Here is a 16082-nt window from a genome sequence, read left to right as displayed (position 1 = left end):
GCCACGGCGCGCCGCGCAAATGAAAAGCCGCGCCAACGAAAAGGGCGCCGGAGGTTGCCCCCCGGCGCCCGTTTCCCGTTGAACCGGAAGTCTCAGCCGAGGCGCTCGCCGTGCAGCGTGACGTCCAGGCCCTCGCGCTCCTCCTCCTCCGTCACGCGGAGGCCGACGATGGCGTCCACGATCTTGAGCAGGATGAAGGTGGCCACCGCGGTGAAGATGAACACCGCCACCACCGCGTAGATCTGGGTCATGAACTGCGCGAAGGACCCGCTGATCCCGGCCGGATCATCCGCCGTGGCGGAGAGCGGACCATAGGCCAGGAAGCCCACCAGCAGCGCGCCGACGATGCCGCAGATGCCGTGCACGCCGAAGGCGTCCAGGCTGTCGTCATAGCCGCACCAATGCTTGAGCGCCGTCGCGCCCCAGAAGCCGGCGAGGCCCGCCACCACGCCAATGACCAGCGCGGAACCCGGCAGCACGAAGCCCGCCGCCGGGGTGATGGCAACCAGGCCCGCCACCGCGCCGGAGATCGCGCCGAGCACGGAAGGCTTGCCCTTGGTCGCCCATTCCGCAACCAGCCAGGCCAGCACCGCACCGGCCGCGGCCACCTGCGTCACCAGCATCGCCATGCCCGCCCGCGCGCCAGCGCCGACAGCGGAGCCGGCATTGAAGCCGAACCAGCCCACCCACAGCATGCTCGCGCCGATCACGGCGAAGGCCAGGTTGTAGGGGGACATGTTCTCGGTGCCGTAGCCGGTGCGCTTGCCGAGCACGATCGCCGCCACCAGGCCGGCCACGCCGGCATTGATGTGCACCACCGTGCCGCCGGCGAAATCCAGCGCGCCGAGTTCGAAGATCCAGCCATTCGGGTGCCAGACCCAATGCGCCACGGGCGAATAGACCAGCAGGGTCCACAGCGCGATGAACAGCATCAGCGCGGAGAACTTCATGCGGTCCGCCACCGCGCCGGTGATCAGCGCCGCGGTGATGATGGCGAAGGTCATCTGGAAGGTGACGAAGACGCTTTCCGGAATGGTCGTCGCCACCGCGCCGTCACCCGAGCCCAGCACGAAGGGCGCATCCCAGCCCTGGCCCATGCCGCCGAGGAACAGCTTGGACAGGTCGCCGATATAGGCATTGCCGTCGCCGAAGGCGAGGCTGTAGCCCGCCACCATCCACAGCACGCCGACCAGGCCGCAGACCGCGAAGGACTGCATCATGGTGGCCAGCACGTTCTTCTTGCGGACCATGCCCGCATAGAACAGCGCCAGGCCCGGCACGGTCATCATCAGCACGATGGCCGTGCTGGTCAGCATCCAGGCGGTGTCGCCGGTGTCGATGGTCGGCGTTGGCGCCGGTATGGCCGCGCCCTGCGCGAAGGCCGCGCCGGACAGAAGCAGCGCCGGCAGCGCCATGGCAGCGGCGCGCGCAATCCTCGTCATTCCCCCGTCCCTCATCAATGTGTTGTCGCCCGACATGCGGCTACAGCGCCTGGTCATCGGTTTCGCCGGTGCGGATGCGCAGCGCGCGTTCCACATCCAGGACGAAGATCTTGCCATCGCCGATCTTGCCGGTGCGCGCCGCGCCGGCGATTGCCTCGACCACCGCATCCACCATCTCGGCAGCCACGGCGACTTCGATCTTGAGCTTCGGCAGGAAGCTCACGTGATATTCGGCTCCGCGATAGATTTCGGTCTGGCCCTTCTGCCGACCGAAACCCTTGACCTCGGTAACCGTAAGCCCCTGCACGCCGAGCGGAGTGAGCGCATCGCGCACCTCGTCCAGCTTGAAAGGCTTGATGATGGCCATGACCAGCTTCATCGCGCCGTAGTTCCCCTTCCCAAGGCGGTATCGGGGTGAAGCAATCCAAGGACCGTGCCACGGGCTTCGTAGACCGTTTTGCGCCGAGTTCCGCGCGGCCCCGCACCGTTGCGCGTGTGCGACGCAAAAAAACTGCCCGTTTCTTGGGCAATTGCCTCACCCTTGCCGAAACGCCCCGGCAGCGCGACTTTCACGCGCATGAGCGAGATCGAGACCACCATCTGCATCGTCGGCGCCGGCCCGGTCGGCGCCACCCTGGCCGCCACCCTGGCCGCCGCCGGCATCCCGACCGCGGTGCTGGACCGCGCGCCGCTGCCGCCGATGGAGCTGCCGGATTTCGATGGCCGCGCCTATGCCATTGCGCTGACCAGCCAGCGCCTGCTGGCCGCATCCGGCATCTGGGATCGCTTGCCGGAGCCTCCGCAACCGATCCACCACATCCGCGTGGCGGATGGCCGGCCGGGCCACGCCCCCTCCCCGCTCAAGCTGGATTTCCGCAGCGCGGAGGTGGGCCCCGACCCGTTCGGCTGGATGGTGGAGGCACGCGCGCTGCGCGTGGCGCTCAATGCCCGCCTGCCGCATCTGCCCAATCTGCGCGTCTTCGCCCCCGCCGAGGCCAGCGTCGAACGCGGCCCCGAAGGTGCCCGCATCCGCATCACCGCCGGCCCCGATGCCGGCACCACGCTGACCGCCCGGCTGGTGGTGGCGGCGGAGGGGCGGGACAGCGCGTTGCGCCGCCAGGCCGGCATCGGCGTGCAGCGGCATGATTACGGCCAGACCGGCATGGTCGGGGCCTTCGCGCATGAACGCCCGCACAACGGCACGGCGCTGGAGATGTTCCTGCCCAACGGCCCCTTCGCGCAATTGCCGCTCGCCGGGCCGGGCGGCTTCGGCACGGCGCAATTCCCGCACGCCTCCGCCTTCGTCTGGTCCGACCGGCGCGACCTGGCCAGCCGCTTCCTGGCGATGGACGACGCCGCCTTCGGGCGGGAGCTGACACGCCGCCTGGGCGACCACCTCGGCGCCATCCGCCCCATCGGCCGGCGCTGGTCCTATCCGCTGACCGCGCTATGGGCGCAGCGGCAGACGGATACGCGGCTCGCTTTGGTGGGCGATGCCGCGCACGGCATCCACCCGATCGCCGGCCAGGGCCTGAACCTCGGTTTCCGGGACGTGGCCGCGCTGGCGGAAGCGGTGATCGAGGCGGCGGCGGCCGGCGAGGACCCGGGCAGCGCCGCCGTGCTGCGCCGCTACGAACGCCGCGCCCGGCCGGATGCGGCGCTGATGCTGGGCGCGACGCATGTGCTGGAAAAGCTGTTCGGCAATGATTTCGGACCGATCCGCCTGGCACGCCGCCTCGGCATCGCGGCGGTGGACCGCATGCCGCGCCTGAAGCGCGCCTTCGCGCAGCGGGCGATGGGCATGGCGGGCGCGAGCGGGCTGCTCGGCGGCCAGGGGCTGATGGCGCCGCCGGGCTGATGGGCGGCGCGCTGGCCCTGCTGGTCCTGGCCCTCGGCGCCGCGGCGGCGGTTCAGGCCGCCTCCGATATCCGGGTCGCGCGCGCCTTCCTCGGCCGCACGCTGCGCAGCATTGGTCTTTATCTCGGCTTCCTCGCCGTGCCGCTGCTGGTGCTGCTGTTCGCCGATGCGCTGCTGCCGCCGGTGCCGCGGCAGCAGGCGGCGACCGGCACGCTTCTGGCCGGGCTCGGCTGGCTTGGCCTGGCGGTGCTGCTGCTGGTCCGCACCCTGCCCCGTCTGCCTCGCATCCCGGAAAGCTGGCTGCGCTTCGGACTTGCGGATGTGGTGCTGCTGGTGCTGCTGGGCTTCGGGATCGGGCGGATCGTCGGGCTGGTTTAGGGGCGCCTATCCCCGCTTTGGCGGGTCCCGGCTCAGCCCCTTCGCCGCCAGCGCCGCCTCATAGGCCGCCCAGCGTTCCGTGTATTGCTCGCCCAGGGTGCGGAAGAAATCCCAGGCATAGATGCCGCTGTCGTGCAGGTCGTCGAAGACCAGCCGCACGGCGTAATGCCCCACCGGCTCGATCTTCATGATGCCGACATGGCGCCGGCCCGCCACCGTCACGCGCTGGCCCGGCCCATGCCCCTGCACCTCGGCGGAGGGGCTTTCGACGCGCAGATATTCCGCCGGCAGGGCGAAGCTCACGCCATCATCCCAGGACAGGTGCAGCACCTGGTCCGCCCTGCTCAGCCGGATTTCGGTCAGCTTCGGCATCAGGGCGTTGCCTTCAGGCCGTTCGCGTTCAAACCGGCAGCTTGCGGGCCTCGTCCGGCAGCATGATGGGAATGCCGTCGCGGACGGGATAGGCGAGGCCCGCCTTCTCGCTCACCAGTTCCCCGGCTTCGCGGTCATAGCGCAGCGGGCCCTTGGTGACGGGGCAGACGAGGATTTCCAGCAGCCGCGGGTCCACCGCGCCTGCGCTCGGCTCGGAGGCCGTCATCGCATCAACTCCAGAAACAGGGTGAGGATGGATTTAGCTCGGCCGGCCCTCGGGCGCCATGCCGTGGCTGCCCATCTGCATCAGCGCCACCAGCATCTCCGCCCGCGTCTCGGTGGAACGTGATTCCAGCAGCGCCTGTTTCTCCGCGACCTCGAAGGGGCACAGCATGGAGAGCGTGGTGACCAGCATGGCGTCGTCGGTGCCCTCCACCGCCTCCCAGTTCGCCTCGATCCCGCGCGCCTTGAAGTAGATGCGCAGTGCCGCCAGCAGCGCGCCGCGATCGATCTGCGGCGCCGGGCCGCCCAGCATCAGGTCCGGCGCGTAATCGCCATATTCGACCCGCGCGCGGCGGTAGCCACGGCGCAGCCCGACCTCCTCCAGGATGCGGTAGCGGATGATGCCGGTCAGCGTGATCAGGAAGCGGCCATCCTCCGTCTCTGCGAAGGAGGTCAGGCGGCCGAGGCAGCCCACCTGGTAGGTCTGGCTGCCGAGCTCGGTCCGCGGCAGGCCCGGATCGGGCTGCACCATGCCGAGGAAGCGGCCGCCCGCCAGCGCATCTTCCGTCATCGCCAGATAGCGCGGTTCGAAGATGTTCAGCGGCAGGCGGCCGCCGGGCAGCATCAGCGCGCCCGCCAGCGGGAAGATCGGGATCTCCGACGGCAGGGCGTCGAAGGCGGGATGGAAGGCGGACATTTGCTCCGTTTCAGCCATCGCGCGGTCCGGCCGCGCGATGAACCCTGTTTCCCCCGCGCGGCGATGGCCCGTGCCGAGGCGACTTAGCGAAACAGAAGGGTGGAGAGCTTCCGGCGTCCCGCAAGGGTGGCGGGGTCGTCGAATCCCCAGGCCTCGAAGAACTTCAGCAATTGCTTGCGCGCGGCTTCGTCGTTCCAGGCGCGATCGCGCTTGATGGTGACCATCAGCGCGTCCACCGCCTCCGCCCGCTTTTCCATGGCGTTCAGCGCGACGGCGAGGTCGATGCGCGCGGCGTGGTCGTCCGGGTCCACTTCCAGGCGGCGTTCGAACTCGCCCAGCTTCTCCCGCGCCTCGCGGCCTTCGCGGGCGAGCTGGAGCTGGCTGCGGACGGAGGCGATCTCGGCATGGCCGGCGATCTTCTCCGGCACCTGGTCCAGCACCTCCTGCGCCTGTTCCTCCTCACCCAATGCCATCAGGCAGCGGACCAGGCCGGCCATCGCCTCGGGGTTTTCCGGCTCGGCCTGGGCCAGGGCGGCAAACAGCTCCACCGCGCCGGCCTGGTCACCGGCCTCGACCAGCGCCTTGGCTTCCGCCAGCAGGTCGGCGCCGGGCAGCTGGCCGCCGCCGGCCTTCAACAGGGTTTCGATGAACTTCTTCACCTCGCCTTCCGGCAGGGCGCCCTGGAACAGATCCGCGATCTGGCCCTGCACGAAGCCCACCACGGTGGGAACCGACTGCAGCGGCAGGCCCATCTGGGCCAGCTGCGCGACCAGCTGCTTGTTCTTGTCGATGTCGATCTTGACCAGCTTCACCCGGCCGCCGGCGGCGCGCACCACCTTCTCCAGCGTGGGCGTCAGCGTCTTGCAGGGGCCGCACCAGGTGGCCCAGAAATCGACCAGGACCGGCGTTTCGCGGCTGGCCTCGATGACATCGGCCATGAAGGTGCGCTGGTCGCCATCCTTCACCGGGTCTGGGGTGCCGTTGGGCAGGGCGCCGCCGGGCGCGGCCTGGCGGGTCGGGTCGAAGATCAGTTCCATGGCAGGCAATTCCTCTCGCTTGCGCGCATAGATGCGCGACAGAGCGCGCGAAGCAAGCGCTTGACGCCGGATCACGCCGGATTGGGTAGCTCGACCAGTTCCGGCGCATGGCCGAGCGCGCGCAGGAAGCGCAGCAGGTCTTCAGGGCGGATGGCGGTGGTCATGGTGTTGGTCAGCGGGTGGATGTTGACCCAGCCATGGTCCTGCATCAGCGCCCGGTCGAACACCGCCCGAATTGCGCCGGGGGCGGCATTGACCAGGCCGAAGGGGGTGACGGAGCCCGGCTCCACCCCGAGCTGCGCCCACAGCGCCTCGGCATCCGCGAAGCCGCTGCGGGGCAGGCCGAGCGCGCGGACCAGGGCGTTGACCTTCACCGGCCGGTCTTCCTCGATCGAGGCCAGCAGGAAGGGCCCGGCGGCCTTCTCCGGCTTCAGGAACAGGTTCTTCACATGCCCGCCGGGCAGGTCCGGGCGCAGCGCCTTGCTTTCGGCGACCGTAAAGACCGGCGGGTGGGTGACCGTGCGCGCCTCGATCCCCAGCGCGGCGAGCCGCGCCAGCAGCCCCTGTGGAGTCTCCATCGCCGCCTTGGACATCAGTGCAGCCGGCTGGCCGGCTGGTGCGGACTGTCCAGGCTGAAGGCGGGCACCGCCACGTCGAACGGCTCCCGCGTCTCCGTCACGACCATGTGGTAGGTGCCGGTCATGAAGCCGGATGGCGTGTGGAGCGGGGTGCCGGAGGTGTATTCGAAGCGCTCCCCCGGCTGGAGCACCGGCTGTTCGCCCACCACGCCCTCGCCATGCACCTGCTGGCTGCGCCCCTGGGCATCGGTGATGTGCCAGCTTCGTTTCAGAAGCTGCACCGTCTCCGTCCCCTCATTCTGGATGGCGATGCGGTAGGCCCAGACGAAATGGCCACGCGCCGGTTCCGATTGATCCTCCAGGTAGAAGCTGCGGACCGTCACACGGATGCCGCGGGTGGTTTCGCTGAACTCATCGGCCTTGGCCATTGCGGTACTCCCCGGCCATTCATTGTCGGCCGGATCGCGCCTGCGTCAACCGGGGGGCGAGGCCGCACGCATGCGCCGCGCCAGCGCCTCCCCGATCATCACGCAGGTGAAGTGCAGGTTGGCGCGGCAATCAGTGGGCATGATGGAGGCGTCCGCCACGCGCAGGCCCGCAATGCCACGCACCCGCAGATCCGGGTCCACCACGCCGCGCGGTTCCTCATGCGCCGTCATGCGGCAGGTGCCGGCGGCGTGCTGGATGTCCGCCGCCTCGGCCAGCATGATGGCATCCAGCGCCTCATCCGGCAGGGCGGCGGCTTCGGCCATGGGCAGCGCCGTCTCGCCGAAGGTGATGGTCTCCGCCAGGCCGGATAGCGGCGCCAGGGCGGTGAGGCGCGCCAGGCGGCGCACGCCGTCGCGCAGCCGGGCGCGGTCGCGCGGGTCGTCCAGCATGTTCTCCTCCACCACCGGCTGCGCCTCCGGATCGGCGGAGGTCAGGGCGAGCGTGCCGCGGGAGAAGGCGTCATACAGCGCGAGGCCCACCGCGCCGCCCTCCGCCGGGCTGCCATCCGTGGTCAGGCCGCGATGGTTGTAGGCGATCATGATCATGTCGCGCTCGCCGCCCATGCCGCTGCTGTAGGTCAGGCAGCAATTGGTGTGGCGGGCATCGGCGCCCTGCGCGCGGTGTTCCGGCCTGAGCGCCAGGGTAGCGCGCAGGATGGGGTGGTCCATCAGGTTCTGGCCGACCCAGGGCAGGTCCTGCACCACCGGGATGCCAAGGCCCGCCAGCGCCGCCGTCGGCCCGATGCCGGAGCGCATCAGGATGGAAGGGCTGTGGATGGCCCCCGCGCACAGCACCACCTCCCGCCCCGCGATCTCCTCCCACGCGCCGCCGCCGAAGCGCACGCGCACGCCGGTGGCGCGGCGGCCCTGGACCAGCACGCGATCGACCAGCGCCTCGCCGCGAATGGTCAGGTTCGCGCGGCCGCGGGCGGGCTCCAGATAGCCGTCATTGGTGGTGACGCGCTGGCCGCCCCGCAGGTTGATCGGGTTGCAGGAAATGCCCTCCCCCTGCGGCGCGTTGAGGTCGGGTTTCCAGTGGTAGCCGGCGGCGAGTGCCGCATCGCGCAGGCCGAGATCCACCGCGCCCCATCGGTCGAGCGGCATGCGGAAGACGGGCAGCGGGCCGCCCTGGCGGATGCCGGGCGCGGTGCCGGTATCGGCGTCATCCTCGATCGCATCGAAGATCGGCAACACATCGGCCGCCGACCAGCCCTCACAGCCGGATTCCGCCCAGGCGTCGAAGGCAGCCGGGACGCCGCGGATGGCGATCTGCGCATTGACGGTGGAGGACCCGCCCATGGCCTTGCCGCGCCAATAGAATCGCGGCGCCTGCGCCTTGGTGCGGCGCGTCATCAGCCCGGGCCATTGCCATTCGGCCTGATGCGCCGGGTCGTGCATGAAGGGGATGATGTTGGCGCTGCGGAGCGCGGCCGGCGCCTCCGCCGCGCGCCAATCCCGCCCGGCCTCCAGCAGCAGCACGCGGCGATGGCCGTCCTCCGACAGCCGGGCCGCCAGCGGCGCACCGGCGGAGCCGGCACCGACCACGATCACGTCATACATGCTGCAAGCGCCCCACTGACCCGGTGGCGCAGGCAATCAGCTTTCGGCGAGGTTGGCGAGGGGCGGCTCAGCCGCGCCGCAGCGCCACCGCAAGCCCGGCCCCCACCAGCACGCCGCCACCCACCCGGTTCAGCGCCCGCCGCACGGCAGGCCGCCGCACCGCGCCGGAAAGCCGCCCGGCCAGCGCCGCATAGATCGCCGCATTGGCCGCGGCCAGCGTCACGAAGGTGGCGACCAGCACCACCGCCTGGAGCGCGAAGGGCCTCGCCGGGTCGATGAATTGCGGCACGAAGGCCACGAAGAAGACGATGCCCTTCGGGTTCAGCGCCGTGACCAGCCAGGCCTGGCGCAGCGCCCGCCCGCCCGCCAGCGGCGGCGCCGCGCCGGGTTCCACCGGCGCGCGCCACAGCTTCACACCCAGCCACACCAGATACGCCGCGCCAACCCATTTCAGCGCGGTGAACAGCGTGGCGGAGGTGGCGAGAATGGCACCCAGCCCGGCCAGCGACAGTGTCATCGCCGTCAGGTCGCCCAGCGCCACGCCCGCCACCAGCGGCAGCGCGGTGCGCGTGCCGCCGCCGAGGCTCTGGCCGATCACCAGCAGGATGGTCGGGCCGGGGATCAACAGCATGACGATGGCCGCGGCGCAGAAGGCCAGCCAGATGTTGAGGTCCATCGCGGCCTTCTCCCCGTGGGCTACTTCTTCCGGCCGGGCGCTTCCGGCAGGTCGCCCGCCATCTCGAACAGCGTCGCATCCGCCTGCGGCTTCGGCTTGGCCGCCTTCTTCGGCGCACGCGCCGGCGCCGGGGCCGGCGCGGCTTCCATCGCGGCGGGGGCAGCGGGCGGCGTCTCGATCACCACCTTGGCGCGCCTGGTGGGCTTCGGCGCCGGGGCGATGGCGTCCAGCGCTTCGGACAGATCCGCGATCAGGTCCGCCACATCCTCCAGCCCCACGGACAGGCGGATGGTGCCGTCGGTGATGCCGAGCTTGGCACGTTCCTCCGCGCCGATGCGCATATGCGTGGTGGTGGCCGGGTGCGTGACCAGCGACTTCGCATCGCCGAGGTTGTTCGAGACGTCGATCAGCTTCAGCGCATCGAGCAGGCGGAAGGCTTCCTCCTTGCCGCCCTTCACGTCGAAGGTCACCAGCGTGCCCCCGGCGGCCATCTGCGCCTTGGCCAGCGCCTGCTGCGGATGGTCGATGCGGAAGGGATACAGGACGCGCGCGATCTCCACCCGCTCCGCCAGGAAATCGGCGATGGCGGCGGCGGCGCGGCACATGGCCGGCAGGCGCAGATGCAGCGTCTCCAGCCCCTTCAGGATGACCCAGGCGTTGAACGGGCTGATCGAGGGGCCGGTGTTGCGGATGAAGGGCTGCAGCACCTCATCCACCCACTTCTTCTTGCCCAGCACGGCGCCACCGAGCACGCGGCCCTGGCCATCCATGTGCTTGGTCAGCGAATAGACGACGACATCCGCGCCGAAATCCATCGGCTTCTGCAGCAGCGGCGTGGCGAAGACGTTGTCCACCACCACCAGCGCGCCGGCCGCATGCGCCAGGTCACAGACCGCGGCGAGGTCCACCAGGTCCAGCATCGGGTTGGAGGGTGTCTCGAGCAGCACGAGGGTAGCCGGCGTCTCGAACGCCGCCTTCCATTCCTCGAGGTTGCCGCCATCCACAAAGGTCGTGGTGATGCCGTAGCGCGGCAGCAGGGTGGAGACGATCCAGTGGCAGGACCCGAACAGCGCGCGGGATGCGACGACGCGGTCCCCGGTCTTCAGGTGCGACAGCATCGCGGCATGCACCGCGGCCATGCCGGTGGCGGTCAGGCGGCAGGCCTCCGCCCCTTCCAGCGCCGCCATCCGGTCTTCCAGCATGGTGACGGTGGGGTTGCCGAAGCGCGAGTACTGGTAGTGCTGGGTGGTGCCGAGGAAGGTATCCTCCGCCTGGCCGGCGCTTTCATAGACGAAGCCGGAGGTGAGGTAGAGCGCCTCCGACGTCTCATCGTGGTTGGACCGCATCTGCCCACCGCGGACCAGCAGCGTGGCGGGGCGGAGCGGGCGGTCGGGCAGGGTTCTGGCCATGAGGGACACCTAAAAGCTGCAGCAGGATGGCTGCGACCACAGGACGTCCGGCCCCCTTCCGGGGCAACAGGACCGCGCATGGGCGGACCCCGCGACCCTTTAGCGCGCTTGTTTTCAGAGGACCTTGGTCCTCCGCCCGGTACACCGGAACCTCGCCGCAATCAGGCCGGACAAATCGCGAGGGGCGCTTGCGCGCCTGGGGAGGGATTAGGGGCGGGGGTCGCGGCGGTCAAGCAGCGCCTGAGCAGCGCGGCGCCGCTTGCGGGGTTGGGGCGGGGCCGGATATAGAGGTGGGGCTGCGGGCGTAGTTCAGAGGTAGAACGTCAGCTTCCCAAGCTGAATGTCGGGGGTTCGATTCCCCCCGCCCGCTCCAATCATGCCATTCTCAATGCTGGATTTTCACTCCGACTCGGCGCGGCTGACCGACGATTTTCGGCCCCGTTTCCGGGGCTTGGGAGTCGTGGCGGAGTCGAGGGGCGTCCCCGTTTCGGTTCGCCGTGATGCGCCCCGCCCCGGCTTGGCCTTCGGGCGGGGGACGAACTTCGGCCTCGATCTCCAACGCAGGTCTTCGGGCAGGCTTTCCCGGTAGCTGGTCTCAGCCTCGCCGGGCTTGCGGCGCTCTTCGACGACGTCGGCCACGTAGCCCTGCCACGTCCGGAGGGCGGCGATCCCCGAGGTTGATGGCCCGCTGTGGTCATAGATCGCCACCAGCTTGCTTTTTCCGGTGATGTGATTGAGCGCCGCCTCGGCGGCGGCCTCAGACACCTCGAGATAGGTCATCCCAGTCCGAGCCGTGCGGCGGAGGTCGTGCCATGTCCAGTTGGCCGTCTTGGAGGTCTCGAACAGCCGCTTGATGAGCTTGCCGTTCCCGACAAATCCGTGGGTCGGCGACCTGCCGAGGAGCATCCAGTAGTCGCCATGATTTCGGGTATCGGCGGGCCAGACGAGTTGGAGTTCCTGCTGCGCGAGAGGCCCGAGGGGCACGACGTGCTCCCTGCCGTTCTTGGTCCGGGATGCCGGGATGACCCAAATGCTGCCGCTCGCCACCACCTCGCCGACTGCCATGTCGGCGACTTCGGACACCCGGCACGCGGTCAGCAGCAAGAGGCGCATGAATACGCGCAGCTTGACCGGCTCCGCCTCGGCGGCCCGCCAGACCGCGAGCCACTCCGCATCCTCCAGCACGCGGGTTCGGGCGGGGACGTGCGGGGCGATGAATGCGCGACCACGCCGGGGGAGTGGATGGCCCTCGATCCATCCCATCGCATCGGCGTAGCTGAGGAATGACGAGATGATGGTGTAGAGGAACGCCCCGGAGCCGGGCTTTTCCTGCGCGACCTCGGACAGCAGCTTCGTCCATCCGTCGCGCCTGATGACCGCCAGCGGTTGTTTCCGGAGCGAGGTCGGGATGTGGGCGCGGAGGGCGCTCTCGATCCGGTAGGCGTAGTTCTGCGACCATGGGCTGTCCGGCGCAGAGACGCGCGCCCGCTGCCATTGGATCATCGCCTGCTCGACGGTGAGCGCCGATCCCGCTGCGCGACGTGCTTCCAGACGAGCCCGCCGCGCTGCACGCCGTGCCTCGACGGGGTCAGCACCTTTCTGAACTTCCCCAAGCTGGATCAGCGCGAGCTTGCGCGCATCGGTGATCTTGATGACCGGGTGCTCGCCGATCTTGATCGAGGTCCGCTTGCCCTCAGCCGTCCATGCGCGGACGGCCCATGACGCGAGACCTGACGGCAGGATGCGCAGCACGAGGCCGCGCACCGTGATGTCCCAGACGTCGCGAGTCTTGGTGCTGGGTTGGCGCCGGAGATCGGCGATGACCGCCTCGTTGATGACAACGCGCACGTTCTAATGCGCGATGTGCTGATCGAGATGTAGGTGGATTGGTGCAGCGGCGGGTTGCGGAGTCATGCGGCCACGATGTCATGGGCGCGTCCGAAAAACCTTCTGTCGAAACCTCGTACTGAGAATCGAGGTTGACGATGGTTGCAGTCACGAGTAGCCCTGCTGTTGGCTGTAAGGCCGGCAGCAGGGCCAAGGCGCCGGGGATGGATCCCGCTACCCCCAGCGCGCTTCAAAGTTGCCTCGGACTTCGTCAGACCGACAGGCAACGTAGAATTGATGAACCTGAGGCTCATCATTCTGGATCCACAGAAGTCGCGCATCGCAGTCGCCATCGATCAGAAAATCGAGTTCGTCGAAGCGCTCGGGGGTCACGCATAGGGTGGCCAGAAAGGGGTGGCTCTGGGGGGCCTTGATTTCGCAAAGTCGCATGGGCGGGACTCCATCGCGACCAGCACATCGCTGGCCGTCCCACCTATTTATCCATCCTGAATCCCGCCCGGGCTGCCCGGCATGCCCGAGGCCAGCCAGAGCGGGAGGGTCCTCTGATAGCCGCGGTCGTCGTCGTCGCGGAGGAGCGCGGCCCAACTGAACCCATCATCACCACCGATTCCGAGACGGGTCGCCGGAGCCAGTTCCTCCAGCATCCACTTTTCAAACAGCGCGAACAGGTGCTCCCGCCAGAGCGCCTCAGCATTGGGGTACACGATCCGTGAGGAGGGATCGCACATCATGCAGACAATGCCGGCAGGCACACACTCCGGATACGCCTCCCAGCATCCCAGCAGGTCGACGCATTCCCCATCGGCCATGCCTGCGACGGTGATGGAGCCGCTGTGCACCCAGACCTCGACGACCTCGATCCCGCCAAACCGTAGCAGCATCGAAGTCTCGTCCTGCTCCACGATGGACAGAGACACACACAAGGCCGCACTAGCGAGCCACCGGTGGAAGCAGCCCCAGAACTCATCATCAGTGGACATGGTCAGTCGCGCAGGGCGACTGCCAGTCGGTAGTCGTCGATCGGATCATCGGCACGGAGCAGGACCGCCTGAGCGTCGCCGGGACCTCGACGTCCGGTCATCGCGATCGCAGTCGCGTGGGCCAGTTCGTCGCTGATCCAGCGTTCAAGCTGTTCACATGCCGCGGTTGCGCCATCGGGGTTCGACATCCGGATCTGCTTGAGGGTTCCCATGGGGAACCCCTCCGTCGTCGTGACCAGAACGACGGTAATGGTGCAGTCGTCGCGGACCTGCACCTCAAGGATCCTGATGTCGCCGCACCGCAGCCGGATGCACCCGTTGAATTCGTCGAAGCCTTGGAGCGGAATCGGCAAGGACGGGCCGCGAACCGAGTGCCAGCCGCGGAAGGTGTCGAAGAACGAAGGGCCGCTCATGCAGCACCCTCTGCATCGTCGCCCATCACGCCGCCTCTGCGGCCGCCGCTCGGCCACCGGGGACATGCCTATACAACGTCGAAGGACTGACCCCAATCTGCATCGCCACTTCACCCGCTGTCATGGTGCCACTCGCAAGCATGGCACGAGCAGCGCGCACCTTAGCGTCGTCCATGGATGGCGGACGGCCGCCGCGCCGGCCCCGAGCCGCCGCCGCAGCCAGTCCCGCTCGGGTCCGCTCCTGCAACACTTCGCGCTCCATCGCCGACAGAGCCCCGAGGACCGAGAACATCAGCCGCCCAGCCGGCGTGGTTGTGTCGATGGCTTCCGTCAGCGACTTCAGGCCGATGCCGCGGACCTGAAGCTGCTCCGACAGGTCCAGCAGATGCTTGAGGCTGCGACCCAGCCGGTCCAGCCGCCAGCAGACGATGGTGTCACCGGCCCGGGCTTGTTCGAGCAACCGGGCAAGCTCAGGACGGTCAGCCCGAGCACCCGGAGCAGTCTCAATGAAGACCCGCTCGCACCCCGCCCGGTTCAGGGCGTCCAACTGAAGGGCATGGTCCTGCCCATCCGTGCTGACCCGCGCATAACCCAGAAGCATCCGACCCCCCGATACTCGTCAAACAGGGGTGTAATCGGAGGCCATGTTTCGGGACAAGTTTCGAGATAGCTCCGAAGATTTCGGGAGGACGTTTCTGACCGATGAACCCCATCATCCGGAAAACGAACGGTTCTGGGGGATGGTGCCGGGCCAGAGCGTGTTCTCGGTAGACAAACAAAAAATCCGGTGTATCGAAAAAGGATGCCTCGGCTGTTGGATGTCCCCAGAGAGCAAGCTCCGGGCCTGCTCTCGCTCGGCCCGCTCGCTCACCGCGTCGCACACCAGATCAACGCCCGCCCCGAACTGGCGCGCGTTGTCATGTGTGCGCCCAGAAGAGCACTGCATGTCTACGGCGCCCTCCTGCACCGTGTCGGCGAAGACCGGGATACCGATAGCGCGGAGCGTATTCTCACCGAGGCGCCCCGAGCCATCCTACAGGATGTCATGCGCAACGTGCCTGCGAAGCTCTACCGGACGCTCGACCGAGCCCCTGATCGCGTGCAGGATTCCGTGTTCTACCGGCGTCTGCATGCCTCCAGTCTCGGCCCGTTCTCCCGCGTCCTGTTCGATGACGGCGCCACAATTGATCACCGCCTCCTCGACTGGATCGACGACCTTGCCGTCATGGACCCAGCGATCCAGAGGTTGCCACATGCGCTGATTGCAGATCCTACCGTCGCTCGTTCCATCGGCGCCCTGCTTCACCTTCTTCGCGCGTATGGTGTCGGTGCCCCCATCGACGACCTTGGTCGCAGCGTCAACGTTCGAGGAGTCCTCCGGCGCATCCTCGGGGTCCTCGACCATCTGCCCTCGCCTGATGTGCAGGTCACGATCCCGGAAGGCATGCGTCGGGTCAACACCGTTGGTGACCTCCGCGACCTCGGTCGCCGATGGGGACTCTGCGTCGCGACGCCGCTTCACCGAGGCGCCGATCATTGGATGCGGCTGCTAAACGGAGTGTCGGTCTATCTCGCAAGCACCGAACCCCTTCTGCCAATGTTGGTCGAACTTCGCGGCGTAGCACCCGGCGTCTGGTCGGTTGTGGAGGCCACAGGGATCGGCAGCCGCCCGCTCTCGCCAACCGCCGAAAAGGCGCTTCATCGGCGGCTCTCGGCGGCGGGCATCGCGCTGGTCAGCAGGATCCCGTCCGACGCGTTGGTCGCGCTGGCAAGCCACGCCGAGGACCTGTGCGGCGATCTGGATGCTGCCCTTGCCGCGCTGGGCGATGACTGGGGATAGGTATGCCACATCGGGAGACTCCCGAGCGCAGACAAGCTGATAAAGATCGGCAATAGCCGCATCAAGGCGCACGGCGCACGCCAGAGCCAGCCTCCGCCGGTATCGAGCGGGGAAGCGGGATGGTTCCGGAGGAGAAGGGCGGCGTGACCTGCCCCTGATCGGGGATCCACGGGCTATGAGAGACTTGGCCCATGTTCTGGCCTGGCCGTCTGGCCCCGCCGGAGCGGAGCGTAGGCGGGGTCAGTTGGCCAGGGCAACACCGCTTCCGGGGCGGGCGGCCGATAG

17 protein-coding genes, 1 tRNA gene and 1 pseudogene are annotated in these 16082 nt (G+C 68.6%); 4 read left to right on the top strand and 15 right to left on the bottom strand.

Annotated features, from left to right (window positions below; genetic code table 11):
• Positions 1-92: 92 nt before the first annotated feature.
• On the bottom strand, positions 93-1442 hold the full coding sequence (locus Q8S40_RS09155) for an ammonium transporter (RefSeq protein WP_305670135.1): 1350 nt from the start codon (positions 1440-1442) through the stop codon (positions 93-95).
• Positions 1443-1482: 40 nt separating this feature from the next.
• On the bottom strand, positions 1483-1821 hold the full coding sequence (locus Q8S40_RS09150; protein WP_304813622.1) for a P-II family nitrogen regulator: 339 nt from the start codon (positions 1819-1821) through the stop codon (positions 1483-1485).
• Positions 1822-2019: 198 nt separating this feature from the next.
• Between Q8S40_RS09150 and Q8S40_RS09145 the strand changes: the two genes are divergently transcribed.
• Complete coding sequence (locus tag Q8S40_RS09145; protein ID WP_305670134.1) at positions 2020-3300, top strand: FAD-dependent monooxygenase; 1281 nt, start codon at positions 2020-2022, stop codon at positions 3298-3300.
• Positions 3300-3677: a hypothetical protein gene (locus Q8S40_RS09140; RefSeq protein ID WP_305670133.1), complete on the top strand. Its 378-nt coding sequence runs from the start codon at positions 3300-3302 to the stop codon at positions 3675-3677. Before Q8S40_RS09145 ends, Q8S40_RS09140 begins: the two co-directional genes overlap by 1 nt.
• Positions 3678-3683: 6 nt before the next feature.
• On the opposite strand, the gene Q8S40_RS09135 is transcribed toward Q8S40_RS09140, so the two are convergent.
• From Q8S40_RS09135 to metZ, 9 genes and pseudogenes are all read right to left on the bottom strand, one after another.
• Positions 3684-4049: a DUF971 domain-containing protein gene (locus tag Q8S40_RS09135; protein ID WP_305670132.1), complete on the bottom strand. Its 366-nt coding sequence runs from the start codon at positions 4047-4049 to the stop codon at positions 3684-3686.
• A 28-nt stretch (positions 4050-4077) separates the two neighbouring features.
• Positions 4078-4275, bottom strand: a complete 198-nt coding sequence (locus tag Q8S40_RS09130) for a Trm112 family protein (protein WP_168046290.1) — start codon at positions 4273-4275, stop codon at positions 4078-4080.
• 33 nt (positions 4276-4308) lie between these two features.
• Complete coding sequence (locus Q8S40_RS09125) at positions 4309-4968, bottom strand: LON peptidase substrate-binding domain-containing protein (RefSeq protein ID WP_304813631.1); 660 nt, start codon at positions 4966-4968, stop codon at positions 4309-4311.
• A gap of 83 nt (positions 4969-5051) precedes the next feature.
• Positions 5052-6005 (bottom strand): co-chaperone YbbN, encoded by a 954-nt coding sequence (locus tag Q8S40_RS09120; RefSeq protein WP_304813633.1) that lies wholly within the window; start codon positions 6003-6005, stop codon positions 5052-5054.
• A gap of 71 nt (positions 6006-6076) precedes the next feature.
• A complete protein-coding gene (locus Q8S40_RS09115; protein ID WP_305670131.1) occupies positions 6077-6598 on the bottom strand; it encodes a prolyl-tRNA synthetase associated domain-containing protein in 522 nt (173 codons plus the stop codon).
• Positions 6598-7011: a Co2+/Mg2+ efflux protein ApaG gene (gene apaG, locus Q8S40_RS09110; protein ID WP_305670130.1), complete on the bottom strand. Its 414-nt coding sequence runs from the start codon at positions 7009-7011 to the stop codon at positions 6598-6600. The genes Q8S40_RS09115 and apaG overlap by 1 nt, the downstream gene beginning before the upstream one ends.
• A 45-nt stretch (positions 7012-7056) precedes the next feature.
• Positions 7057-8631: a GMC family oxidoreductase gene (locus tag Q8S40_RS09105; protein ID WP_305670129.1), complete on the bottom strand. Its 1575-nt coding sequence runs from the start codon at positions 8629-8631 to the stop codon at positions 7057-7059.
• Between the two features lie 67 nt (positions 8632-8698).
• Positions 8699-9307, bottom strand: coding sequence for a LysE family translocator (locus tag Q8S40_RS09100; protein ID WP_304813638.1), 609 nt, complete (start codon positions 9305-9307; stop codon positions 8699-8701).
• A 218-nt stretch (positions 9308-9525) separates the two neighbouring features.
• Positions 9526-10716, bottom strand: a pseudogene (metZ, locus tag Q8S40_RS09095) (O-succinylhomoserine sulfhydrylase); the annotation flags it as partial.
• Positions 10717-11014: 298 nt separating this feature from the next.
• Between metZ and Q8S40_RS09090 the strand changes: the two are divergent.
• Positions 11015-11089, top strand: a tRNA-Gly gene (locus Q8S40_RS09090).
• Between the two features lie 26 nt (positions 11090-11115).
• On the opposite strand, the gene Q8S40_RS09085 is transcribed toward Q8S40_RS09090, so the two are convergent.
• The 4 genes from Q8S40_RS09085 to Q8S40_RS09070 form a co-directional block, all read right to left on the bottom strand.
• Positions 11116-12564: an integrase arm-type DNA-binding domain-containing protein gene (locus Q8S40_RS09085; protein ID WP_305670127.1), complete on the bottom strand. Its 1449-nt coding sequence runs from the start codon at positions 12562-12564 to the stop codon at positions 11116-11118.
• 476 nt (positions 12565-13040) lie between these two features.
• Complete coding sequence (locus tag Q8S40_RS09080) at positions 13041-13544, bottom strand: hypothetical protein (protein WP_305670126.1); 504 nt, start codon at positions 13542-13544, stop codon at positions 13041-13043.
• 2 nt (positions 13545-13546) lie between these two features.
• Positions 13547-13957, bottom strand: coding sequence for a hypothetical protein (locus Q8S40_RS09075; protein WP_305670125.1), 411 nt, complete (start codon positions 13955-13957; stop codon positions 13547-13549).
• A 25-nt stretch (positions 13958-13982) separates the two neighbouring features.
• The gene (locus Q8S40_RS09070) at positions 13983-14558 is read right to left on the bottom strand and encodes a recombinase family protein (RefSeq protein WP_305670124.1); all 576 of its coding nucleotides are present in this window, start codon (positions 14556-14558) and stop codon (positions 13983-13985) included.
• Between the two features lie 213 nt (positions 14559-14771).
• On the opposite strand from Q8S40_RS09070, the gene Q8S40_RS09065 reads away from it, so the two are divergent.
• Positions 14772-15797 (top strand): hypothetical protein, encoded by a 1026-nt coding sequence (locus Q8S40_RS09065; protein ID WP_305670123.1) that lies wholly within the window; start codon positions 14772-14774, stop codon positions 15795-15797.
• Positions 15798-16082: the final 285 nt, after the last annotated feature.

This window comes from Falsiroseomonas sp., from assembly GCF_030695085.1.
In the GTDB taxonomy this organism is placed as follows: Bacteria; Pseudomonadota; Alphaproteobacteria; order Acetobacterales; family Acetobacteraceae; genus Falsiroseomonas.
Note: the sequence above shows the minus strand (reverse complement) of the source record. Positions and strands in the feature narration are given on the sequence as shown.